This window comes from Dactylosporangium sp. NPDC006015, from assembly GCF_040614215.1.
GTDB lineage: Bacteria > Actinomycetota > Actinomycetes > Mycobacteriales > Micromonosporaceae > Dactylosporangium > Dactylosporangium maewongense.
In genome coordinates, this window is record NZ_JBEXUD010000007.1 from 274,128 (window position 1) to 296,919 (window position 22,792).

Annotated in this window: 19 protein-coding genes; 5 read left to right on the forward strand and 14 right to left on the reverse strand. The window is 72.2% G+C overall.

Annotated elements, in window-relative coordinates; translation table 11 throughout:
• Nucleotides 1-35: 35 nt before the first annotated feature.
• The 4 genes from galT to ABZ321_RS15420 form a co-directional block, all read right to left on the reverse strand.
• Nucleotides 36-1,109, reverse strand: coding sequence for a galactose-1-phosphate uridylyltransferase (gene galT, locus ABZ321_RS15405; RefSeq protein ID WP_354891311.1), 1,074 nt, complete (start codon nt 1,107-1,109; stop codon nt 36-38).
• A 20-nt stretch (nt 1,110-1,129) separates the two neighbouring features.
• Entirely contained in the window at nt 1,130-1,909 is a 780-nt protein-coding gene (locus ABZ321_RS15410; RefSeq protein ID WP_033362424.1) for a DeoR/GlpR family DNA-binding transcription regulator, read from the reverse strand.
• A 241-nt stretch (nt 1,910-2,150) separates the two neighbouring features.
• Nucleotides 2,151-4,313, reverse strand: coding sequence for an ATP-dependent DNA helicase (locus ABZ321_RS15415; RefSeq protein ID WP_354891313.1), 2,163 nt, complete (start codon nt 4,311-4,313; stop codon nt 2,151-2,153).
• A 188-nt stretch (nt 4,314-4,501) separates the two neighbouring features.
• Nucleotides 4,502-5,152, reverse strand: coding sequence for a DedA family protein (locus ABZ321_RS15420; RefSeq protein WP_344506145.1), 651 nt, complete (start codon nt 5,150-5,152; stop codon nt 4,502-4,504).
• 117 nt (nt 5,153-5,269) lie between these two features.
• On the opposite strand from ABZ321_RS15420, the gene ABZ321_RS15425 reads away from it, so the two are divergent.
• Nucleotides 5,270-6,268 carry a saccharopine dehydrogenase NADP-binding domain-containing protein gene (locus ABZ321_RS15425; protein ID WP_354891449.1) on the forward strand — a complete coding sequence of 333 codons (999 nt, stop codon included), beginning with the start codon at nt 5,270-5,272 and terminating at the stop codon, nt 6,266-6,268.
• A gap of 505 nt (nt 6,269-6,773) precedes the next feature.
• Here the strand turns inward: ABZ321_RS15425 and ABZ321_RS15430 are convergent.
• Both ABZ321_RS15430 and ABZ321_RS15435 read right to left on the reverse strand, forming a co-directional pair.
• Nucleotides 6,774-8,234: an alpha/beta hydrolase gene (locus ABZ321_RS15430; protein WP_354891315.1), complete on the reverse strand. Its 1,461-nt coding sequence runs from the start codon at nt 8,232-8,234 to the stop codon at nt 6,774-6,776.
• Between the two features lie 215 nt (nt 8,235-8,449).
• A complete protein-coding gene (locus ABZ321_RS15435) occupies nt 8,450-8,779 on the reverse strand; it encodes a hypothetical protein (protein ID WP_344506147.1) in 330 nt (109 codons plus the stop codon).
• Between the two features lie 317 nt (nt 8,780-9,096).
• Here ABZ321_RS15435 and ABZ321_RS15440 point away from each other — a divergent pair, with 317 nt between their 5' ends.
• Both ABZ321_RS15440 and ABZ321_RS15445 read left to right on the forward strand, forming a co-directional pair.
• On the forward strand, nt 9,097-9,588 hold the full coding sequence (locus tag ABZ321_RS15440; protein ID WP_344506148.1) for a DUF3145 domain-containing protein: 492 nt from the start codon (nt 9,097-9,099) through the stop codon (nt 9,586-9,588).
• 257 nt (nt 9,589-9,845) lie between these two features.
• Nucleotides 9,846-11,531, forward strand: coding sequence for a glycoside hydrolase family 3 N-terminal domain-containing protein (locus ABZ321_RS15445; RefSeq protein ID WP_344506339.1), 1,686 nt, complete (start codon nt 9,846-9,848; stop codon nt 11,529-11,531).
• A gap of 311 nt (nt 11,532-11,842) precedes the next feature.
• Here ABZ321_RS15445 and fabF read toward each other — a convergent pair whose 3' ends face one another.
• The 6 genes from fabF to ABZ321_RS15475 form a co-directional block, all read right to left on the reverse strand.
• On the reverse strand, nt 11,843-13,060 hold the full coding sequence (gene fabF / locus ABZ321_RS15450; RefSeq protein ID WP_344506149.1) for a beta-ketoacyl-ACP synthase II: 1,218 nt from the start codon (nt 13,058-13,060) through the stop codon (nt 11,843-11,845).
• A gap of 105 nt (nt 13,061-13,165) precedes the next feature.
• Nucleotides 13,166-13,411, reverse strand: coding sequence for an acyl carrier protein (locus tag ABZ321_RS15455; RefSeq protein WP_033362432.1), 246 nt, complete (start codon nt 13,409-13,411; stop codon nt 13,166-13,168).
• A gap of 73 nt (nt 13,412-13,484) precedes the next feature.
• Nucleotides 13,485-14,438 carry a beta-ketoacyl-ACP synthase III gene (locus ABZ321_RS15460; protein WP_344506150.1) on the reverse strand — a complete coding sequence of 318 codons (954 nt, stop codon included), beginning with the start codon at nt 14,436-14,438 and terminating at the stop codon, nt 13,485-13,487.
• Entirely contained in the window at nt 14,435-15,595 is a 1,161-nt protein-coding gene (locus ABZ321_RS15465; protein ID WP_344506151.1) for an acyltransferase domain-containing protein, read from the reverse strand. Before ABZ321_RS15465 ends, ABZ321_RS15460 begins: the two co-directional genes overlap by 4 nt.
• A 215-nt stretch (nt 15,596-15,810) precedes the next feature.
• On the reverse strand, nt 15,811-17,037 hold the full coding sequence (locus tag ABZ321_RS15470) for a helix-turn-helix domain-containing protein (protein ID WP_354891319.1): 1,227 nt from the start codon (nt 17,035-17,037) through the stop codon (nt 15,811-15,813).
• Between the two features lie 12 nt (nt 17,038-17,049).
• Entirely contained in the window at nt 17,050-18,057 is a 1,008-nt protein-coding gene (locus tag ABZ321_RS15475) for a cellulase family glycosylhydrolase (RefSeq protein WP_344506153.1), read from the reverse strand.
• 112 nt (nt 18,058-18,169) lie between these two features.
• Here ABZ321_RS15475 and ABZ321_RS15480 point away from each other — a divergent pair, with 112 nt between their 5' ends.
• A complete protein-coding gene (locus ABZ321_RS15480; RefSeq protein WP_354891321.1) occupies nt 18,170-20,416 on the forward strand; it encodes a UvrD-helicase domain-containing protein in 2,247 nt (748 codons plus the stop codon).
• 41 nt (nt 20,417-20,457) lie between these two features.
• Here the strand turns inward: ABZ321_RS15480 and ABZ321_RS15485 are convergent, their stop codons facing one another.
• Both ABZ321_RS15485 and ABZ321_RS15490 read right to left on the reverse strand, forming a co-directional pair.
• The gene (locus tag ABZ321_RS15485) at nt 20,458-20,853 is read right to left on the reverse strand and encodes a hypothetical protein (protein ID WP_344506158.1); all 396 of its coding nucleotides are present in this window, start codon (nt 20,851-20,853) and stop codon (nt 20,458-20,460) included.
• A 13-nt stretch (nt 20,854-20,866) separates the two neighbouring features.
• Complete coding sequence (locus tag ABZ321_RS15490; protein ID WP_344506157.1) at nt 20,867-21,763, reverse strand: ParA family protein; 897 nt, start codon at nt 21,761-21,763, stop codon at nt 20,867-20,869.
• Nucleotides 21,764-21,856: 93 nt separating this feature from the next.
• On the opposite strand from ABZ321_RS15490, the gene ABZ321_RS15495 reads away from it, so the two are divergent.
• Nucleotides 21,857-22,789 (forward strand): sulfotransferase, encoded by a 933-nt coding sequence (locus ABZ321_RS15495; RefSeq protein ID WP_354891324.1) that lies wholly within the window; start codon nt 21,857-21,859, stop codon nt 22,787-22,789.
• Nucleotides 22,790-22,792 lie beyond the last annotated feature (3 nt).

Below are 22,792 nucleotides of genomic sequence, written 5' to 3' on the forward strand. Positions count from 1 at the left end.
GCTGGCGGCCTTCGTGAGGCGCTCCGCGGCCGTCGTCACAGCTGGACCTCCCGCAGCATCGCGGCGGCCTGCTCCGGCCGCACGTCGTTGACGAACACACCCATGCCGGACTCGGACCCGGCGAGGTACTTGAGCTTGCCCGGCGCCCGCCGGGTGCTGAACAGCTGCAGGTGCAGGTAGGCCAGGTGCCGGTCGACCCGGACCGGCGCCTGGTGCCACGCCGAGATGTACGGCATCTGCAGCCCGAACATGCCGTCGAGGCGCCGCAGCACCTCCAGGTAGATCGGGGCGAACGCGGCGCGCTCGTCGGTGGTCAGCGCCGGGATGTCGGGGACCTGCCGGTGCGGGTACAGGTGGATCTCGAACGGCCAGCGGGCGACCGCCGGCACGAACGCGGTCCAGTGCGCGTTCTGCGCGACGACCCGCTCCCCGCCGGCCCGCTCGGCGGCCAGGACGCCGGCGAACAGGTTGCCCTGCGGGTGCGCCCGGGCCGACTCGAGCATCCGGCGGGTCCGTGGCGTGACGAACGGGTAGGCGTAGATCTGCCCGTGCGGGTGCGACAGCGTCACGCCGATCTCGGTGCCCCGGTTCTCGAAGCAGAAGACCTGCTCGACGTCGTCGCGGGTCGACAGGTCGGCGGTGCGGTCCGCCCACGCCTCCATCACGGTGCGGACCCGGGCCTGCGACAGCGACGCGAACGACGCGTTGTGGTCGGAGGTGAAGCACACGACCTCGCAACGGCCCGCGCCCGGCCGGGTCGGCACCAGCCCAGGCAGGATGTCGCCCTGCTCCGGCCCGACCCGGTGGCTGAACGACGGGAACCGGTTCTCGAACACGACCACGTCGTACTCGCTCGCGGGGATCTCGCTCTGCCACGCCGGCGACGACGGGCACAGCGGGCACTCGTCCGACGGCGGATGGAACGTCCTGGACTGCCGGTGCGCGGCGATGGCCACCCACTCATCGAGGATGGGGTCGTGACGCATCTCTGACGCGGCGGGCGGGGGCGGCAGCTCCCGCAGGTCGACGGCGTCCCTGGACGCGTCGTCGCGTTCGTCGAAGTAGATGAGTTCCCGACCGTCGGCGAGGTGGGTGACCGTGCGCTTCACTCGTTCTCCAGTTGGGGTGGCTAACCGTTCGGATCGACCACGATGAGTTCACCGACGCGCTCAGCGAGCTGCACCCGTGCCTCGGCGGGAAGCCCGACGTCGGTGATGAGGATGTCCGCCTCGTCGAGCGGGGTGATGGTGGCGATGCCGACCATCTCCCACTTGGTGTGGTCGGCGAGCACGACCAGCCTGCGGGCGGCGGAGACCATCAGGCGGTTGGTGCCGGCCTCCATGAGGTTCGGCGTGGTGAAGCCGGTGCGCGGGCTCATGCCGTGCACACCGAGGAACAGCACGTCGACGTTGAGGGAGCCGATCGCCGCCTCGGCGACCGGGCCGGCGAGGGCGTCGGACGGGGTGCGGATACCGCCGGTGAGCACGACCGTCTGGTCGGGCCTGCCGGCGTGGTACAGGGTGTCGGCGACCGGGATCGAGTTCGTGACGATGGTCAGTCCCGGGACATCGACCAGGTGCGCGGCGAGCGCCGCCGTGGTGGTGCCGGCGGACAGCGCCACCGCCGTGTGGGGTTCGATGAGCTTGGCGGCCCGCTCGACGATCGCGGCCTTCTCGTTGCGCTGACGCACCGACTTGGCGTCGAAGCCGGGCTCCTCGGTGGATCCGGGGCCGGCGATGGTGGCACCGCCGTGCACCTTGTCGACCAGGCCGCGGTCGGCCAGTGCCTCGAGGTCGCGGCGGATGGTCATGTCGGATACGCCGAACTGGCGCACCAACTGGCTCACCCGAACGCCACCGTGCCGGCGCACCAGATCCAGAATGGCCGTTTGACGTTGCTGTGCGAGCATCACGCCGTTCCCTTCGCAGGCGCAGCGGCTGGCGCGGCTGCGCGGATGGCAAATCCCATCGCAGATTCCAACGCAGACGTTACGTCGCCAGGGACGGTGTGCACCCCGGTGGCCCGGCCGAAACTGACGGCCGGGTGGACACCCCCTTGAAGGGCGGCAAGGTGCGCTCGCATGCGCTACAGCTTCGAACCTAGCCGACCAGAAGTCAACAAACTCGAACAGAGAACTGTGCGAACGGTGTTCAGAAGGGTGTGGTTCCTACCGTGGTCAAACGTTGGGTGGCCCGGGACAACGCCACGTAGAGCGTCCTGAACCCGGTCTTCGCCTCGTCCCTGATCTGCGCCGGCTCGACCACCAGGACCGCGTCGTACTCCATGCCCTTCGAGTCCAGCGCACCCACCGTCTGCAGCCGCTCGTCCAGCCCCGCGACCCACTTGGCGACCTCGTCGCGGCGGGCCGTGGGCGTGACCACCCCGACCGTGCCCTCGACCTGGTCCAGAAGCGTCTGAGCGGCCGCCCGGGTCGCCGCCTCCAGCTCCGGTGCCGTCACGGTCGTCAGTACGGGCTTCTCGTTTGAGGAGCGCACTGCCGTCGGCAGCTCGATGTCCGGCTGCGCCTTGCGGATGACCCGCGCCGCCACCTCGAAGATCTCCGCCGAGTTGCGGTAGTTCGTGGTCAGCGTGAACGCCGACCGGCGCCGGGTGCCGATCGCGCCGTCCATCGCACGCTCCGCCTCCGCCGCGTCGTCCCACGCCGCCTGCGCCGGGTCACCGACGATCGTCCACGTCGCGTTCGGCCCGCGACGGCCGATCATCCGCCACTGCATCGGCGACACGTCCTGCGACTCGTCGACGATGATGTGCGCGTAGTCGCGGTAGTCCGCCGGACGCTCCACCGCCTGCGCCCGCGCCGCCGCCATCCGGTCCGCGTACGTGGTGACCTCCCGGACCCCCTCCGCCACATGGAACGGATCCCGCGCCACCCGCTTGCGCACCGGCGGGTCGCCGAGCAGCTCCTGCAGCTCGTCCAGCAGCGCCACGTCCTCCACCGACGGGTCGTCCGGCCGGATCGACCCGGCGAGGACCGCGATCTCCCGGTTGCTCAGCACCCCGTTCGCCCACCGCGACAACCGGTGACGGTCCGTGAGCCAGCCGAGCACCTCCGCCGGCCGCAGCACCGGCCACCAGCCCCGCATGAAAGTTACGAACTCGGGCCGCTCCGCGATGTCCGGCGCGAACTCCTCCCGCTTCTGCTGCCGGCCCGACGGCAGCAGCTCCACGCTCTGCCGCCACAACGCGTCGAGCACGTGCCCGGCCGCCTTCGCCCGCGCGGCGTTGCGGCGCACCCCCAGGTTCAGCACCGTGCGACGCAGCTCGTCGAGCGCCGGACGCTCCAGGACCAGCAGCTCCCCGCGGTACAACAGCCGAATCCGCTCAGGCGAGTCCGGCACCGGGCCCCGGGCGGCCCGGCTCAGCACCCGCTGCATGCGCAGCGAACCCTTGATCGCGGCCACCTCCGGCCGCTCGTGCCGGGTGCCCTGGACCCCCTCGAGCAGCTGCCCCAGCGACCGCAGCGACGCGGTGTCCTCACCGAGCGACGGCAGCACCCGCGACACGTACCCGACGAACACGTCCGACGGGCCGACGACGAGCACCCCGCCCGACTCGTACCGGTTACGGTCCGCATACAGCAGGTATGCGGCGCGGTGCAGGGCGACCGCCGTCTTGCCGGTGCCGGGCCCGCCACGGACGATCGTCACACCCAGGCTGGGGGAGCGGATCGCGTCGTCCTGCTCCCGCTGGATCGTGGCGACGATGTCCTTCATGCCGGTGCCCGTCGCGCGCGACAGGTTCGCCAGCAGCGCCCCGTCGCCGATCACCGCCATGTCGCTCGGCGCCGCCTCCGGATCCAGCAGGTCGTCCTCGATGCTGACGACCTTCTCGTTGCTGCTGCGGATGCTGCGCCGCCGCACGACCCCCATCCGGTCGGCGGGGGTGGCCCGGTAGAACGGCGCCGCCGCGGGCGCCCGCCAGTCGACCACGAGCGACTCGTACGTCTCGTCGCGCAGCCCCAACCGGCCGATGTAACGCACCTCACCGCCGGGCACGACCGGGTCCGCGGACGCGGCGTCCTTGCCGTCGCCGGACCGGCCGTCGGGGCCGAGGTCCAGGCGGCCGAAGACGAGACCGTCGTGCTCGCTCTCCAGGGCGCGGCGGCGCTTCGCGGCGTGATACACCATCGCGTCGCGCTCCACCAGCGCGCCGAAGTTGCCGACCCTGGCGAGGCTGTAACCCTCGCGCTCGACCTCAGCCGCATTGATCCGCAGCTGGTCGAGGCGGGTGTAGACCCGGTCGAGGTAAGCCTGCTCGGCGGCGATCTCCGACTCGCGAACCGCGTCGTTCAACGCCCCACCCCTATGCACCGGGTTAAAAACAACCCTACGAGCCTACTGCGCCGCCGCTCGCGCGAAGTGGTCGCGGGGGTCTTCCCGGCGCTTCTCCGGGATCCTTGGCGAGGTTCCTCACGCTTCTACGGGGCCCTTGCCTGGGCTTCTCGCGCTTTTACAGGGTCCTTGCCGGGCTTCTCGCGCTTTTACGGGGTGGTGGCGGGGGTCTTCTCGGCTTCCTCGCGCAGTGCCCGGGCCTCCGCGGCCGCCTTGCGGCGCAGGTACCACGTCGTGGCGAGACCGGCGACGACCGCGAGCGCGAGCGCGATCCAGGAGAAGTCCTTCAGCCACTTCTCCGCCACCCGGCCCACCGAGTAGATCGCGAACACCGTCCCGAACGCCCAGGTCAGACCGCCCAGCGCATTGGCGACGAGAAACTTGCCATACGGCACCCGCAGCGCACCGGCCAGCGGACCGGCGAGGATGCGCAGCAGCGCGATGAACCGGCCGAAGAACACCGCCCACACGCCCCACCGCTGGAACGCCCGCTCGGCCTTCGCCAGGTGCGTGGGCCCGAAATGCTTCGGGAACCGCCGGCCGACCCGCTCGAGCAGGTGCCGCCCGCCCCGCCGGCCGATGAAGTAGCCGATCGAGTCACCGATGATCGCCCCCGCCGACGCCGACCCGGCCACCATCCACGGGTCGATCTTCGTCGTGACGGACAGCAACGACGCCGTGACGAGCGTGATCTCGCCCGGCACCGGGATCCCCATGCTCTCGATCCCGATCACGCCGCCGACCAGCAGGTAGACCCAGATCGGCGACAGCGTCGCCATCCATGTCTCGATGTGATGCACAGTCGCCTCCCCGCGGTCGCCCCGCTGGCTATTGTCGTGCCTTCGTGCTGTGCGTTCGCTGTGGCTCCACCTTTGCCGCGGCCTCCACCTTCTCATACCGTGGCGACCGTGACATGGATGGTGTACGGCGCCAACGGTTACAGTGGGTCACTACTTGCCCGGCTCGCGGCCGCCCGCGGTGAGCGCCCCGTGCTCGCCGGCCGCTCCGCCGCCGTGGCCGGCATCGCGGACCCGCTCGGCCTGCCGCACCGGTCGTTCCCGCTCACCGCACCCGACCTGTCCGGCGTCAGCGCGGTCGTCAACTGCGCCGGCCCGTTCGCCGCCACCGCCCGCCCCCTCGTCGAGGCCTGCCTCGCCGCCGGCGTGCACTACCTCGACATCACCGGCGAGCTCGACGTCTTCGACTGGATGCTCGCCCAGTCACCCCGCGCCGCGACCGCCGGCGTGGTCCTTCTGACCGGCGCCGGCTTCGACGTCGTCCCCACCGACTGCCTCGCCGCGATGCTCGCCGCCGCCATGCCCGGCGCCGTGCGGCTGGAGCTCGCCTTCGACGCCCCGGGCGGCCTCAGCCGCGGCACCGCCCGCACCAGCCTCGCCGAGGCCGCGTCCGGCGGCCGCCGCCGGGTGGACGGCCGCCTCGTCGAGACCCCGTTCGGCACCCCCTCCCGCACCGTCCCCTTCCCGTCAGGCCCACGCCCCGTCGGCGCCACCCGCTGGGGCGACCTCGTGACCGCCTACCACTCGACCGGCGTGCCCGACATCACCGTGTACATGCGGCTGCCCCGCAACGCCGCGTCGCCGCTCGTGCGGCTGCTCCGGCTCGCCCCGCTGCGCGCGGTCGCCCGAGCCCTGATCCCCGCCGGTGGCCCCTCCGAGACCCGCCGCGCGACAACCGGCTGCGAGGTCTGGGGCGAAGTGACAGACGCCTCCGGCGCCACCCTCACCGCCACCTTGACCGGCCCCAACGCCTACGCCCTGACCGCCGACGCCTCCCTCCGCGCCGTCCAGGCAGTCCTCGCCGGCGGCATCCCCCCAGGCACACACACCCCGGCGACCGCACTGGGCCCCGCCTTCGTACAAACCCTGGACGGTGTGACCGTCACCCCACCCCACTGACCGGCCCTGTGACGGCGGGGGTACTGTGGGTGCCACGCCGACAAGAAATTTGTTCGGCTGTGCTACGGTCGGATGAGCCGGTCGCGCCGCCGGGGTCGGACTCCAGACACTCCTCGGAGCGGACCTCGCGTCAACGCCGGTCGACGTCGACGTGGACGTGGCCTTTGCCGCAGCACCGCTCGCCCCCCGCGCACGGGCCCGCAGCGCCGCGGGCGTCGCGGGCGTCGCACGGACCCGTGCGCATCGCTGTCGTGGTGCACGGGGGCTGCGGCGGTGGATGGGTCGGCTGCGGCGGTGCATGGGTCCGCCGTCGCTTGCGACGGCGTACGGGTCGACGTCGCTGCGGCGGTGCACGCGTGCGCGGCAGTTGCTGCCGCGCCGTCGATGTGCTTTGCCCGCGCCGTCGTTGTGCGCCGCTGCCGCGCCGTCGATTTGCTTTGTCGGCGCCGTCGTTGTGCCTTGCCTGTGCCGTCGGGCCGCCGTCGCGCTGTCTCGGGGTCGGACGTCAGGCCGCCGTCGCGCTGATCTCGGGTTCGCCGGCGCCGGTCTCGATGGCAGTGGGAGGGGACTGCGGGGGTTCGGTGGCCGCGGGAGTGGATGGTGGAGGGCCGGCGGCCGTCTTCGCGGCGGGTGTGGTCGCGGTCGGCGCGGGGGTGGCCGACTCGGCGGCCGTGGTCGTGCCGCTCGTGACCTTGACGGCCGTCACCGTTGAGGTTGCGGCAGCCGTGACCTCGACGGTCTTGCGCGCCGAGGGTGCGGTGGGCGTGACCTTGACGGGTTTGCGGGCTGTGGGTGCGGTGGGCGTGGCTGCGGCGGTCTTGCGGGCAGACGGTGCGGCGGGCGTGACCTCGACGGTCTTGGGTGCTGGAGTTGGGGTGGGTGTGACCTTGACGGTCTTGCGGGCAGAAGTTGCGGTCGGCGTGACCTTGACGGTCTTGCGGGCAGAAGTTGCGGTCGGCGTGACCTTGACGGTGCTGCGCGCCGGGGTTGCGGTGGGCGTGACCTTGACGGTTGTGTGCGTGGGGTTTGCGGTGGGTGGGAGCTTGGGGGGCGGGGTTGCGGTACGCGGGCGGTGGCGGGCCATGCGGATGGTGTTCGCGGCGCGGCGGATCACGTCGGCGATGGCGTCGGTGACGGCGTCGGGGCGTTCGATGGGCAGCATGTGGCCGGCGTCGTCGCAGGTGATCAGCTCGGCGTCGGGGAGTTCGCGCGTGATCGTCTCGGCGCAGGCGGGGGGTGTCAGCCGGTCCAGGGTGCCGACCAGGACCGCGACCGGCAGGCCGCGCATCGCGGCCAGGGTCTCCACGCGGTGGTGGAGGTCGACCGAGGGGCGGAAGCCGCCGATCGCGCACAGGGGGGCGTTGCCGACCATCGAGGCGGTCAGGGCCACCCAGGACGTGTCGACGCGGTCGCCGAAGACGAGCCAGCGGACGCCGGGGGACAGCAGGGGCATCAGGCGGCGGTGGGGGCGCCAGGCGCCGGAGCGGGCGAGCAGGCCGGCGCCCTGGATCTCGAGGATCCGCATGACGCGGGCGAGGCGTGGGCTCAGGCCGTAGCTGGTGCGGGACGAGCCCTCCGCGGACGTCGAGATGAGGACCACGCCGACGACGCGGGCGGCGAAGGCCTTGGCGTGGCGTTGGGCGTACTCCATGATCGCCATACCGCCGAGGGAGTGGCCGACGAGGACGACGGGGCCTTCGGGCACCAGCTGGGTCACGACCTCGGCCAGGTCGTCGCCGAGCTGTTCGAGGGTCGCGTCGGTGCCGGAGGTCGCGGAGGAGCGGCCGTGGCCGCGCAGGTCGAAGGCGAGCAGCTGGACGGGCCTCGTCGTGAACGTGGCGAGGCGGGCCGGGAGATCGGCGATCTGCTGCCGCCAGAGGCGGTTGTCGAGCGTCCAGCCGTGCAGGAGGACCACCGTGACCGGGGTCCGTGCCGCACCGTGCGCCGCCGGAGCGGGGTCAGGCATGTGCAGCACGCTGTACAGGCGGGCGCCGTCCGGGAGCCTCACACTGGGGGATGAGACGACGGTACCCATGAACCATTGTTACCCGGAAGTACGTCGAACTACCCCGGCGATCTTCGGGAGCATTTCCGGAGTGATGGAGTGACACGGCCGCCGCCCGGGACCCGGGCGGCGGCCGTGTGGAAGAGCTGTGAAGAAGAGCTGTGCGGAGGAGGCGATCAGGCGGCTTCGAACACGCCCGCGTCGACGAGGCGCTGCTCGGTCGCGTCCCAGCCGTGGCCGGGGTGGGCGGTGTTGAGGGCCTGCAGCTCGACGCGCACCTTGGTCGCGTGGCCGGCGCCGGCCAGCACGCGGATCTCCTCGATGAACGCGTCGGACGAGGTCGCCAGGCGGTTGGTCTTGCCGTTGGTCAGGTTGCGCACGTAGACGTGCTTGCCGCCGTTGAGCGGGATGAGGTACTTGAACTCACCCAGCACGCTCAGGGCGCCGGCTGCGGCCTGGCCTGCGCGGACTGAGGCCCGCGCGGTCTTTGAGGTGTTGGTCGCCACGGCGGGAACTCCTTGTCGAGGCTGTAACTACGGAAGGTCGTGCTGTACTACCCATGGGGCCGCGAACCGCGAAGATCGCAGACTGCTGCCCAGGAAAGACAGCAAACTGTAACACCCGCCGGGTCCGGCCCAAAAAAGTGAGTTACCTGGTGGAGGCTCCACCCGTTGGACATTTCGTAGGACCCGAGTTGCCGATTCTCTGGCGCACCGAGAGCATCATCGTCATCATGGGTCCCACAAGCACATAGCTACAGGGCAGACCGTGCCGGGTTCGAGGTCGTAGGGGAAGACGCACCTCGGTCTCCGGGAGGTTGTACGTGCCCACGCGTGGCGTCATATATGTCCACTCGTCACCGCTCGCCGTGTCGTCACACGTCGAGTGGGCGATCGCACGCGTCCTCGGAGCGCCGGTCAGACTCGAGTGGACGCCGCAGCCTGTCGAGCCGTCGGCTCGCCGGGCGCAGTGCTCTTGGTCCGGCATGTCCGGCACCGGGGGCGAGCTGGCGGCTGCCCTGCGGCAGTGGCCCATGATTCGTTTCGAGGTGACGGAGGAGCCGAGCAACGGCGTCGACGGCGAGCGGTTCATGCACGTGCCGGGGCGCGGGCTGTTCCACGGCTCCACGAGTGCCAACGGCGACATCGTCCTGTCCGAGGACCGCCTCCGCAGCCTGATCGCGACGTCGCGGGGGTACGAGACGCTCGCCCACGCCATGGAGAAGGCCCTCGGCGGCCCGTGGGACGCGGAGCTGGAGCCCTACCGGCACGCGGCCGACGGCGTCCCCATGACCCTGCTCACCCGCGTCGGCTGAGCGAGGCCCGGCGAGCAGAGCGAACACGGCGGGCAGAGCGAACACGGCGGGCAGAGCGAACACGGCGGGCAGAGCGAACACGGCGGGCAGAGCGAACACGGCGGGCAGACCGCGGCGAGCTGAGCGACGCTGAGCACGGCACCGGAGAGTCGAGACGGGACCCGGGTGATCTGAAGAACGACCCGGGTCGGGTGAAGATGCAGACAGCGTGAGTTGCACGTGCATGGTTGAGTGGCACGGTGCCGCGTCTGGAATCCATGTCCCGCCTGCTCGTGCCCGTGACGGCCGTCGCCGTCCTCGTGAGCGGGTGCTCCGACGGGAAACCGGGCTCGCCGGCGCCGTCCGCCACGGCGCAGGACTCGGCGGTCAAGCCCGGCGGCGACCCGGCGAAGCAGGCCGCGGACCTGGTGGCCAAGCTGTCCGACGAGGAGCTGATCGGGCAGCTGCTGATGCCGTACGCGTACGGCAACAACGCCGACAAGGTGTCGTCCGGCTCGGTGTCGGCCAACAAGGCGTACGCGGGCGCCGCGACCCCGGCGGAGATCGTCAAGAAGTACCACCTCGGCGGGATCATCCTGGTGTCCAGCAGCGCCGACGACCCGACCGCCGGCACCAACAAGACCACCAACGTCGAGTCGCCGGCGCAGGTCGCGAAGCTCACCGCCGGCCTGCAGTCCGCCGCGCTCAGCCTGCCCGCGAAGGTCCCGCTGCTCATCGGCACGGATCAGGAGTACGGCCAGGTCACCCGCATCCGTGAGGGCATGGTGCAGCTGCCCAGCGCCCTCGCCCTCGGCGCGGGCGGTGACCCGGCGCTGACGGAGGCCGCGTGGAAGGCCGCGGGCACCGAGCTCGCCGCCATCGGGATCAACCTCGACTTCGCCCCCGACGCCGACGTGCTCGGCACGCAGCCGGGCGGGGTGATCGGGTCCAGGTCGTTCGGCAGCGACCCGAAGCTCGTCGCCGCCCAGGTGTCCGCCGCGGTCAAGGGCCTGCAGGCGGCGGGTGTCGCCGCGACGGTGAAGCACTTCCCGGGGCACGGCCACACCACCGTCGACAGCCACAGCAGCCTGCCTGTCCTCGGCCAGAGCGCCGGGGCGCTGGAGTCCGGTGACCTGCCGCCGTTCGTGGCCGCGGCGCAGGCCGACGTCGGGCTCGTCATGTCGGGACACCTGGACGTCAAGTCGGTGGATCCGGGTGTACCGGCGTCCTTCTCCAGCAAGGTGCTCATCGACCTGCTGCGGACGAAACTCGGCTACACCGGGGTCGTGGTCACCGATGCGCTGAACATGGAGCCCGCTGAGCAGTGGGGGCCGGGCGAGGCCGCGGTACGGGCCGTCCTGGCCGGCAACGACATCCTGCTGATGCCGCCGAAGCTGACGGAGGCGTACAAGGGCCTCCTCGACGCGGTGCGCTCCGGCCGGATCACGAAGCAGCGCCTCACCGAGGCCGCGACCCGCATCCTGACGCTCAAGTTCCGGCTCGCCGCGGTGCCACGACCCGAGGCGTCCGTCGTCGACGGCGACGCCGGCAAGGCGGCGGCCCGGGCGAGCGCCGCCGCGGCCGTCACGGTCCTGCGCGGCCCCTGTACGGGTGCGCTCGTCACCGGACCGGTCCGGGTCACCAGCGCCGGCAGCGAGACGGCCCGCGGCTGGCTGGAGGCGGCGCTGACCGCGGCGGGCGCGACCGTGGTGAAGCAGGGCGGCTCGGAGGTCCGGCTGCTCGGGTACGGCAAGGGCACCTCCGACCTGTCCTCGTCGGCGGCGGTGACGGTGGCGGTGGACACCCCGTACGTGCTGCGCTCGGCGAAGGGGACCCTGGTCGCGACCTACTCCTCGACGCAGGCGTCGATGCTGGCCCTCGCCGACGTCCTGGTCGGCAAGGCGAAGGCCCCGGGCCGCTCCCCGGTGCCGGTGCAGGGCCTGCCGGCGAGCGCCTGCAGCTGACGCGGTGCCGGTGCAAGGCCTGCACCGGCGAGCGCCTGCAGCTGACGCGAAACCGGCCACTGGCGCCGGTTGACCCGCACTCGCTCGCGCTCCCCGACATAACCGAAATTTCGGATATGTTCGCGCAGCGGACATATCCGGGGAGAGCCGTTGGTGTGCGCGATGCGGCTCCTGTACGGGCGAAGCCGGAGGACTTCGCGCAGCAGACATGTCCGGGAAGCCGTAGTACGCGCGATGCGTCCGAATACGCGAAGCCGGGAGACGAGAAAGGACCGGAGGCCCGTAGGCCCCCGGTCCGATCAGGCGAAACCTCAGGCGCGGGCGAAGACCAGCGCCGCGTTGTGGCCGCCGAAGCCGAACGAGTTGTTCAGCGCCGCCGGGATGTCCAGGTGGCGGGCCTTGTGCGCGGCCACCTCCAGGTCGAGGCCCTCGTCGGGGTCGTCGAGGTTGATGGTCGGCGGGACCACCCCGTGGTAGATCGCGAGGATCGTCGCGATCGACTCGACCGCGCCGGCCGCGCCGAGCAGGTGCCCGGTCATCGACTTGGTGGACGTGAGCAGAGGGTGGTCGCCGAGCGCGCGGTGCAGCGCCTTGATCTCCGCCAGGTCGCCGACGGGCGTCGAGGTGGCGTGCGCGTTGACGTGGACGACGTCGGACTTGGCGATCCCGGCGTCGCGGAGCGCGAAGTCGATGGCGCGGACGGCGCCGTCGCCCTCCGGGTGCGGCTGGACGATGTCGTAGCCGTCGGAGGTGAGCCCCGAGCCGGCGAGCCGGGCGTAGATGCGGGCGCCGCGGGCGCGGGCGTGGTCGGCGCGCTCCAGGACGATGACGCCGGCGCCCTCGCCGAGCACGAACCCGTCGCGCCCCTTGTCCCACGGGCGGGACGCCCGCTCGGGCTCGTCGTTGCGGATCGACATGGCGCGCATCGAGGCGAACCCGGCCATCGGCAGCGGGTGGATCACGGCCTCGGTGCCGCCGGCGACCACGACGTCGGCGCGGCCGAGGCGGATCAGGTCCAGGCCGTGCGCGATGGCCTCGGCGCCGGTGGCGCAGGCGCTGGCGACGCAGTGCACGCCGGCCTGCGCGCCGAGCTCCAGGCCGACCCAGGCGGCCGGGCCGTTGGGCATGAGCATCGGGACGGTGTGCGGCGACACCTTGCGCGGCCCGCTGGCCTCCAGGATGTCGTCCTGGGCGAGCAGGGTCTGCGCGCCGCCGATGCCGGAGCCGACGCTGACGGCGAGCCGCAGCTTGTCGACCTCGGGGGCGCCGGCGTCGGCCCACGCCTCGCGGGCGGCGATGATCGCGGTCATCTCGGACCGGTCCAGGCGGCGGGCCTGCACCCGGTCGATGACCGTGCTGGGCTCCACGGCCAGCTGCGCGGCGATCCGCACGGTCAGCTGCGCGGCCCACTCCTCGGTCAGCGCCGACACGCCCGACTTCCCGGCGAGCATGGCGTCCCAGGTGGATGCGACATCCCCGCCCAGGGGCGTGGTGGCCCCGAGTCCGGTGACGACGACCTCAACACTCACAGCACTACACCTCTCTGGCTGACCCACATGAGGGCTGACCTTCTTGACGCGGTCTCGGGCAGGTCCGGGGTGACCGTCCACGACCCGAGACCGCGGCAACGGCTCTCAGGCCTGCGACTTCACGATGTACGACACGGCGTCACCGACGGTCTTGAGGTTCGGCACCTCGTCATCCGGGATCTTCACGCCGAACTTCTCCTCCGCCGCCACCACGACCTCGACCATCGACAGCGAGTCGACGTCCAGGTCGTCGGTGAACGACTTGTCCTCGGCGACGTCGTCGGGGTTGACCCCGGCGACCTCTTCGAGGATTTCGGCGAGACCGCCGGCGATCTCTTCACGGGTGGACATAGAGCTTTCCTTCCTTGGGTTGACGCAGCACCGACCTGAAGTCGAACGCTGGCGAAACAAAAGCTGGCGTGCCTCAGGGGCAGCGGACGACCTGGCCCGCGTACGTCAGGCCGCCGCCGAAGCCGAACAGCAGCACCGGCGCGCCGGAGGGTACCTCACGCCGTTCGATGGCTTTCGACAGCGCGAGGGGGATGCTCGCCGCCGACGTGTTGCCGGACTCGACGAGGTCCTTGAGGATGATCGCGTTGGGCAGGTCGAGCCGCTTGACGATGCCGTCGATGATCCGGGTGTTGGCCTGGTGCGCGACGAACGCGGCGATGTCCTTGCCCTGCACGCCCGCCCGGTCGAGGGCGGCCTGCGCATACGGGGCGATGGCCGTGGTGGCCCACCGGAAGACCGACTGGCCCTCCTGCTTGATGTAGGGGCGCCAGCCCTCGATCTTCAGCACGTCGCCCTTCTCGGGCGCGGAGCCCCACACGACCGGTCCGACACCCGTCGGCTCGTCGCCGTAGGTGGCGGTGACGACCGCGGCGCCGGCGCCGTCGCCGAAGAGCACGGCGGTCGTGCGGTCGGTCCAGTCGACGACGTCGGAGAGCTTCTCCGCGCCGATGACGAGGGTGTTGCGGCTGGCCCCGGCGCGGATCGCGTGGTCGGCGCTCGCGAGGCCGTAGCAGAAGCCCGAGCAGGCGGTGTTCAGGTCATACGCGGCGGGCGCCAGGATGCCGAGCTTCGCCGCGACCCGGGTCGCCACGTTGGGGCAGCGGTCGACCGAGCTGCAGGTCGCGACGATCACCTGGTCGATGTCGGCGGCGGTGAGCCCGGACGCGGCGAGGGCCTTCCCGGCGGCGGCGGTCGCCATGTCGGCGACGGTCTCCGTGCCGGCGACGCGGCGCTCGGCGATGCCGACCCGGTCGCGGATCCACGCGTCGTTGGTCTCGATCACCTTGGACAGGTCGTCGTTGGTGACCACCTGCGACGGCTGGTAGTGCCCGAACGCGAGGATCTTCGACCCGGTCGGCTGGTTCATAGCTGGTCTCCAATGCGAGCGAGCGGCTGGCCGGGCGCGACCGGGTCGTCGAGGGTGACGAGCCATTCGGCGAGCACACCGGCGCCGTGGGTGGTGACGTCGACCGGGCCCTGCGGGGTCTGCACCGTGCCGATGCGCTGCCCGCCGCCGACCTCGGCGCCCTCGGCCAGGTCCTCGGCGGGGGTGAACGTGCCTGCCGCCGTCGCCAGGACCACGTTGCCCTGGGGGTGCGGCTCGAGGACCGGCGCGCTGCCGTGGCGGGTGATCACGTCACGGGCGGCGGTCAGGTCGTCGGGCGTGTGGACGGTGACGATCTCGATGCCCTTGATGGTCCGTTTGACGAGCCCGGCGAGGGTGCCGGCGGGGGCCAGCTCGATCACGGCGGTGACGCCGAGGTCGGCGAGGGCGGTCATGCACAGGTCCCAGCGCACCGGCGCGGTCACCTGCTTGACGAGCCGCTGGAGCATGCTCGGGCCGTGCTCGACGACGGCGCCGTCCCGGTTGGACAGCAGCAGCTTCGCCGGGGCGGCGGTGGGGACGCCGGCCGCGATCGCGGCGAGGGCCTCCTCGGCCGGTGCCATGTAGGGGGTGTGGAACGCGCCGGCGACCTGCAGCGTGATGATCCGCGTGCGGGCGGGCGGCGCGGCGGCGAGCTTCTCCAGGCCGGCGAGGGAACCGGCGGCGACGACCTGGCCGGCGCCGTTGCGGTTGGCCGGGTACAGGCCGGCGGCCTCGATGGCGGCGATGACCTCGTCGGGGTCGCCGCCGAGGACCGCGCTCATGCCGGTCGGCTCCAGCGCGCACGCGGCGGCCATCTCCCGGCCGCGGACGGCGGCGAGGGTGACGGCGGCCTCGGGGCTGAGCACCCCGGCCAGCGACGCGGCGGCGAGCTCGCCGACGCTGTGCCCGGCGACGATCGTGGTGTCGTACATCGGCAGCTGCTCCGCGGCGAGCAGTGCCGCGGCGACGAGCAGGGGCTGGGTCTTCGCGGTGTCCTTGATCTCGTCCGCGTCGGCCTCCGTGCCGAGGTGGACCAGGTCGACGCCCGCGAGGACGGACCACCAGCGCAGGCGGGCCTCGGCGCCGGGCAGCGCGAGCCACGGTGTCAGGAAGCCGGGTTTCTGGGAGCCTTGCCCTGGGGCGAGTACGGCGAGCACGTCTATGACTTTTCCGGATTTCCGTCAATCGCGCGGGTAGCGCGACGCACCAAAGTGAACCAGGTCGTTTGTAGGAACCCTACAAGAGTTTGCGTGGTGTTGCCCCAACAGATCCACGCCGTCACCCACCGCAACGCTCTGTTCACCTGTCCTGCGACGTGCGTCACGTGGCGCTGCGACATGCGTCACGCGACTGCGTCACAGCTGCCGGTGCATCACTGGGACGGCGGACTCGAGGGTGCAGGTGCGAACGGATCCAGTCTGCCGATCGTCAGCGCGATCCGCAGGGCGAACGCGTCACGTGGCACCAGCGGGACGAACCCGGTGACCTCGCCGATGCGGCGCAGCCGGTACCGGACCGTGTTCGGGTGCACGAACAGCCCGCGCGCGGCGCTTTCGAGGACGCCGCCGCCGGCGTAGAACGCGTCCAGGGTCTCCAGCAGCTCGCCGCCGGCCCGCACGAGCGCGCCGTAGATCTCCTGCCGCAGGATCCGCCGCGCCTCCGCGTCGCCGGCGAGGGCCCGCTCCGGCAGCAGGTCCGCGGCGGCGACGGGGCGGGGCGCGGCCGGCCACGCGGGCGCGGCCCGGAACCCCGCCAGGGCGGCCCTGGCAGACTCGGTCGCCTCGTCCAGCGACGGCACCGCCGGCCCCACCACGACCGGGCCTTCGCCGAACCCGACGAGGAGCCGCTCGGTCGCCGCGATCGGGTCGGGTGCGCCGCCGAGGACCACGACGAGGCGGTCGCCGTGCACGCCGCCGAGGATCTCGACCCCGATGCGGCGGGCCGCGCGGTAGACGGTGTGCAGCACCGCGGTCGCCTCCCCGCCGGGGGACCGGCCGACCGCGACCGCGACCGGCGGCGCGTCCGCCCAGCCGAGTGCCGCCGCCCGGCTGGCGAGGACGTCGGAGGAGTCGCCGCGCAGCAGCGCGTCGACGAGCAGCGCCTGCAGCCGCGCGTCCCAGGCGCCGCGGGTCTCCGCCGCCCGCGCGTACACCCGGGCGGCGCCGAACGCGACCTCCCGGCTGTAGTGCAGCACCGCCTCGCGGATCCCGGCCTCCTCACCCTCGGCGGCCAGGAGCGGCAGCTGCTCCTCGACGACCTCGATCGTGACCCGGATCAGCTGGACGGTCTGGCCGAGGTTGATCGAGCGGGCCAGGGCGCGCGGGGCGGCGTCGAAGAACTCGTCGGAGCTGTCGGGCGGCAGCGTCGCGCCCTCCTGCCGGTTGCGCAGCCAGTCGACCAGGGACCGGACGCCGGCCTGCGCGACCAGCATCACCCACGCCCGCTGGTCGGCGGGGAGGTCCCGGAACCAGGGCAGCGTCTCGTCCATCCGCGCCACGCTCGCGGTCGCGAGGGCGCCGGCGGCCCGCTCGATCGAGCGCACGCTCGCCTCGAGGCTTCGGCGGGTGTCACGCCCTGCCGGCGGCTCCTGGTTCGTCACCCGCACAGCTTTTCATCGTCTGGCCGCCAACCAGAAGCCGCCGTAGATCCCGGCCTCCCGGGAGGTCTGCCGCAGGCCGTCCGGGCCGTCGATGAGGCGCCTGCCCCAGGCGGTCCTGCGGGCCGGGCTGAACGCGTCGACCAGGTCCAGGTAGTGGTACTCGGCGCTGTTGCCGCTCCACGCCCAGCCGAGGTACCCGAGGTCGTGCTGCTGGCAGTACGCCATGATCGCGTCCTCGTCCGGGTCGCCGTACTGGTGCATCGAGGAGAACTCCCCGACGACGATCGGCAGCCGCTGCCGCACGAACGTGTCAAGGTAGCCGGAGACCTTGTCCGGGGTGTTGAACGGCCCGTACATGTGCACGTCGAAGATGGTGTTGTGCTCCGGGTCGGCGGCGAACACCTCCGCCGCGTGGTCGTACATGACGTGGAACGAGTCGTTGCCCCAGTTCGGCGCGTCGACCATGATCGCGTGCAGCAGGCCGGCGCCGCGCAGCCGCTCGATCGCCCGTTTCGTGTCGCCGATCCAGTCCATGTTCACCGCGTGGCCGGAGGGCTCGTTGGCGACGTTGATGATGACGTACGACTCCTGCCGCAGCAGCACCTTGCGCAGCGTCAGCCAGTAGTCGACGGCCTGGGCGATGGTCGCCGCGCCGGGCTCCGTGCCGTACCCCATCGTGTCGTGCACGTCGAGCACGCAGATCAGCCGGTTCGCCCGGCACTGCCCGATGATCCCGGCGACCTCGGCGGGGGTGGTCGCGGGGAACCCGGTGCCGCTGGACAGCGCGACCCGCACCGAGTTGGCCCCGGCCGCCTTGATGTCGGCGAACACCGACTTCGGCCCCTTGCCGAAGTAGTACCCGTGGTTCACCCCGCGCAGCACGAGCCGTTCCCCGTTCGCCTCGACGAGATGCCCGCGTTCGGCCTTGATGCCGCTGGCGCCGTAGGCGGGCTCCACCGAGACGTATGCGGCCCCGAGCAACGACAGCAGCAGGGCGAGGAACGCCGCTCTGATCAGCACGGCCGGGCGCTACCCGCCGATCTGCGCACGAAACGGGGGATCGACCGAGGTCCTTGTCGGCGGGTAACCTGGAGATCACGTAGCGTGGTCAAGATCGTGCGAGAGGCGGGCCGTGGAGTCCAAGCCGGCTGAGCTGGCCACCGAGATCGCCCTGGAGCAGCAGCACTTCGACCTCGCCCGCAAGCACCGCGAACGCGCCCGGGCGGAGCTCGGCGAGGTCCCCGACGCGGCCGCCAACGCGGGCGCCGGCCGCCGGCTCGCGGTCTTCCGCCGCAGCCGCAAGGAGGCCATCGCCCCACCGGAGGAGCAGGTCGCGTTCGGCCGGATCGACTGCCTGCCCGCCGACCCGCCCGGCCGCTCAGGCGTCGACGACACGTTCTACATCGGCCGCGAGACCGTCTTCGACGACCAGCGGCAGGTGCTCGTCGTCAACTGGCAGACCCCGATCGGCGCCCTGTACTACGAGTCGACCCACGAGGACCCGCGCGGCCTGCGGCGCAAGCGCACGTTCCACTGCGACGGCAACCGGATCCGCGACTTCGACGACGTCGTCTTCGCCCAGCTCGCGACGGCCGTCGCCGCCCTCGCGGAGGCGGGCCCCGACGACGCGCTGCTGGCCGAGCTCGACCGGGGCCGCACCGGCACGATGACCGACATCGTCGCCACCATCCAGGGCGCCCAGTCGCGGCTGATCCGCTCACCCCTGGACCAGCTGCTCGTCATCGAGGGTGGCCCGGGCACCGGCAAGACCGCCGTCGCGCTGCACCGCGTGTCGTGGCTGCTGTACAACCACCGCGACCGCCTGCGCCCCCAGGACGTGCTCGTCGTCGGCCCGCACCCCGCCTTCACCCGCTACATCCGCACCGTCCTGCCGAGCCTCGGCGACGCCGACGTGGTGCAGCTCGACATCGACCAGCTGGCGCCGCCCGTACAACGTGGACGCCCGGAGCCCGCACAGACCCGGCGGATCAAGGGTGAGGCGAGGATGGCCCGGCTGCTCGCGCGGGCCCTGGAGAACCGGGTCGGCACCCCCGAGCCCGCGGAGCGGATGCTCTTCGACGGCACGTTCCTCACCCTCTCCGGCGTCGAGGTCGCCGCCGCCGTCGCGTCCGCACGGCAGGCCGGGGGCCCGTACGCGCAACGGCGCCAACGACTCAGGGCGCAGCTCGCCGACCTCGTCCGCGCCCGCGGCGGCCCCACCGACCCGGAGCGCCTCGGCCCGGTCGAGAACCTCCTCGAACGCCTCTGGCCCCTGCAGAGCGCCGCCGCGTTCCTGCGCGCCCTCCTCGGCTCCCGGGCCAGGCTCGCGGGCGCCGCCGGCGACGAGTTCACCGCCGACGAGGTGGCGCTGCTGCACCGCCGCGGCGCCGACAAGCTCTCCGAACAGATCTGGAGCAACGCCGACCTGCCGCTGCTCGACGAGCTGGAGGATCTCCTCAACGGCGTGCAGCGGCGGTACCGCCACATCGTCGTCGACGAGGCGCAGGACCTCTCCCCGATGCAGCTGCGCGCCGTCGCCCGCCGCTGCCCGACCGGCTCCCTCACCGTCGTCGGCGACCTCGCCCAGTCCACCGGCGCCTGGGCCCGCGACCACTGGGAGGAGGTCACCGAGCACCTGCCCGCGGTGCTGCCCCAGGTCGTCGTCGGGCTGCGGTACGGCTACCGGGTCCCGCGCCAGGTCTACGAGCTCGCCGCCGAGCTGCTACCGGTCGCCGCCCCCGACATCGAGCCGACCCGCGCCGTCCGCGAAGGCCCCGCCGACCCCGGCATCCACGTCGTCGAGCCCGCCGAACGCGCGGGCCGCGCCGCCCTCGTCGCCAAGGACCACGCCCTCGGCGGCCGCTTCGTCGGCATCGTCTGCCCCGCCGCCTGCCGGTCCGAGCTCGAGTTCGCCCTGCACGCCAACGACCTGCAGTGGGGCCGCGCCGACCAGGGCGAGCTGGACCACCCGATCAACCTCGTCAGCCCCCAGGAGGCCAAGGGCCTCGAGTTCGACGCCGTCATCGTCGTCGAACCGGAGGAGATCGTCGCCGAGGACGACCGCGGCCACCGGCTGCTGTTCGTCGCCCTCACCCGCACGATCCGCTACCTCGACATCGTCTGCTCCGGCGACCCCCTCCCCGTCGAACCCGGCCCCGACGTCACCGCCCGCATCCCCCGCCAGCGCGCCGTCATCGAACCCGACCCCGACCCGACCGTCGACATGACCCAGCTGGACCGCCTCGCCGAGGACCTGGCCACCCTCATCACCGGCAACACCCCCACGTCCATGTGGGACGAGGTCCTCCACCGCACCGCCGCCCTCCTCGACACCCGCGCCGACCGCCCCCGCCCCACCGGCCGCCACCGCCGCGACTGACCGACTCACCCGGTCGGGGGTGACCGCCCCGGTGCGAAGCGTCAGCGGCCGGCCAGGCGGTCGATGGCCGAGGCGTCCAGGCGCCGGCCGACGACGGAGTCCACGATTCTCGTGGTGATGTCGGACTTCGTGGACTTGCCGGGGAGGGCGACGCCGAGGACCTTGGCCAGTTCGCGGAGCTGGGCCACCGTGAGGCGTTCGTCGTTGAGGTACTGCACGGCCGCGGCGCGGGTGCCGATCTCCGACAGCATGGTCTCGATCTCGGCGACGGGGCGGGACAGGGGCCTCGACGCGGTGGCGGGAGCGCCGGCCTTCGACACCAGGGTGAGCTTCGCCGCGCCGGAGGCGAGGTCCGCCAGCTGCGCGGCCGGCAGGGACTTCACGAACGCCGCGACCTTGAGCAGGACGTCGTGGGCGAGGTCGGCGGGGTCGGTCATCGCGGAAGGCTCCTCAGATCCGGGTGCGCGCCAGGAACTCGCTCGTCAGCTGCTGGAACTCGTATCGTAGGGTCTCGATCGAGGTGGTGCCGGGCGGGGCGAGCACGACGGGGAGGCTGCGCTCGCCGGCGTCGGTGACGGCCGTCTTGTTGTCGCGGATGGTCTGGCGGAAGACGGGGATCTCGATGCGGGAGGTCTCGTTGACCGAGGTGCGCTGCGAGATGAGCGGGCCCGCGCCGGTGTACTGGACCATCGTGTAGACGACGCCGATGATCTCCGGGTTGATCGGGTGGGGCGCGGCGGCGTTGTACTCCTCGACCAGCCGGGACATGCGGGCCCGCAGGTAGTCGATGCCGCGGGTCGACAGGTAGTCGGGACGGGCCGGGACCACGACGTGGTCGCTGGCGACCATGGCGGTGCGGGTGACCATGTTGAAGTTGGGTGCGCAGTCGATGAGGATCGAGTCGTACCCGTCGAAGGCGTGGTCGGTGAGGGCGTCGGCGAGCAGCCGGTGCACCGGCAGGTAGCGGGGGCTGCCGGCCCGCAGGCGGGCACCGCCGAGCGCCGCGGCCAGGTCGAGATCGACCTCGATGAGCCCGAGGTCACCGGCGAGCAGGTCCAGCCGGCCACCCAGGGGCTGCACCACGGCGTTGATCTCGCGCGGGCTCACCACGTACTTGTGCAGCGGCTCGGCGGCGCGGGTGGCCAGGTAACCGGCGAACCACGGCAGGATCGTGGGCCGCGACTCGAACTCGGCGGGCCGGTAGAAGGAGAACGTGAGGCTCGCCTGCGGATCGAGGTCGATGAGCAGCACCGTGCGCCCGCGGGCGGCGAGCTCGGCGCCGATGTTGGCCGTCAGTGTGGTCTTGCCGACCCCGCCCTTGTAGTTGATGACAGAGACCACGCTCATCACCGCAGCATGCCATCGGCGGACTCCGTTGTCGTCCCCCGCCCGTGGCAGTTAGGCTATCTTTCCTATCGACAAGGTAGGTAGGAGACTGTGATGGCGTTGCCGGACTTCCTGGTCGCCGGGGTGCCGAAGGCGGGCACCTCGGCGTTGCACGCGGCACTCGTACGACACCCGCAGCTCTTCCTCCCAGAGGTCAAGGAGCCCAAGTTCTTCCTGTCCGACGGCCCGCCGCCCACGACCGGCGGGCCCGGCGACCGGCAGACCTACCAGGAGCACGTGTGGCGCCGGGCGGACTACGAGGCGCTGTTCGACCCCGCACCGGCAGGGGCGCTGCGGGGCGAGGCGACGCCGTTCTACCTGTACGACCTGGCGGCGCACGAACGCATCGCGAAGCTCGTCCCGGACGCGAAGCTCGTCCTGGTGCTCCGCGACCCGGTCGACCGCGCCCACTCCAACTGGTCCCACCTGTGGGGCGCCGGCCTGGAGTCCGAGGCGGACTTCCTGCGGGCGGTCGAGCTGGAGGAGACCAGGAAGGCGGCCGGCTGGGCGGACTTCTGGCACTACACGGCCCTCGGCCGGTACGGCAGCCAGCTGCGCCACCTGCTGCGCTTCTTCCCTCGTGAGCGGCTCCTGCTGCTGCGCTACAAGGACCTCCGCGACGACCCCGCGGCCACCGTCGACCGGGTCTGCGCGTTCCTGGGCGTCAGCACCGGGCACGTGGCGCAGATCCCGCCGGAGAACGTGCGCCGGTACGTCGCCGACACGCGGGTCAACGCCGGCCTGCGCCTCCTGCTGCGCAACGGTGGGAGGATCGGGCATCGGTTCCCCGTGCCGGTGCGCCGGGCGTTCAGCACCCCGCTGCTCGCGCTCCTGCACCGCCAGCACGGCAGGCGGCCGAAGGTCACCGCCGAGCAGCGTGCCGCGCTGCTGCCCCGGTTCGTCGAGGAGATCGAGCTGCTGCAGGAGGTCTCCGGCGAGTCGTACGCCGACTGGCTGAGCCTCGAGCACGCCAGCAACTACCGCTAGGAG

Bases quoted from the DNA above. Each gene is read 5' to 3' on its own strand.
- ABZ321_RS15410 (WP_033362424.1), bottom strand. From the start codon at position 1,909: ATGCTCGCACAGCAACGTCAAACGGCCATTCTGGATCTGGTGCGCCGG.
- ABZ321_RS15425 (WP_354891449.1), top strand. From the start codon at position 5,270: ATGGTGTACGGCGCCAACGGTTACAGTGGGTCACTACTTGCCCGGCTC.
- ABZ321_RS15430 (WP_354891315.1), bottom strand. From the start codon at position 8,234: ATGCCTGACCCCGCTCCGGCGGCGCACGGTGCGGCACGGACCCCGGTC.
- ABZ321_RS15445 (WP_344506339.1), top strand. From the start codon at position 9,846: ATGTCCCGCCTGCTCGTGCCCGTGACGGCCGTCGCCGTCCTCGTGAGC.
- ABZ321_RS15455 (WP_033362432.1), bottom strand. From the start codon at position 13,411: ATGTCCACCCGTGAAGAGATCGCCGGCGGTCTCGCCGAAATCCTCGAA.
- ABZ321_RS15460 (WP_344506150.1), bottom strand. From the start codon at position 14,438: ATGAACCAGCCGACCGGGTCGAAGATCCTCGCGTTCGGGCACTACCAG.
- ABZ321_RS15485 (WP_344506158.1), bottom strand. From the start codon at position 20,853: ATGACCGACCCCGCCGACCTCGCCCACGACGTCCTGCTCAAGGTCGCG.
- ABZ321_RS15490 (WP_344506157.1), bottom strand. From the start codon at position 21,763: ATGAGCGTGGTCTCTGTCATCAACTACAAGGGCGGGGTCGGCAAGACC.
- ABZ321_RS15495 (WP_354891324.1), top strand. From the start codon at position 21,857: ATGGCGTTGCCGGACTTCCTGGTCGCCGGGGTGCCGAAGGCGGGCACC.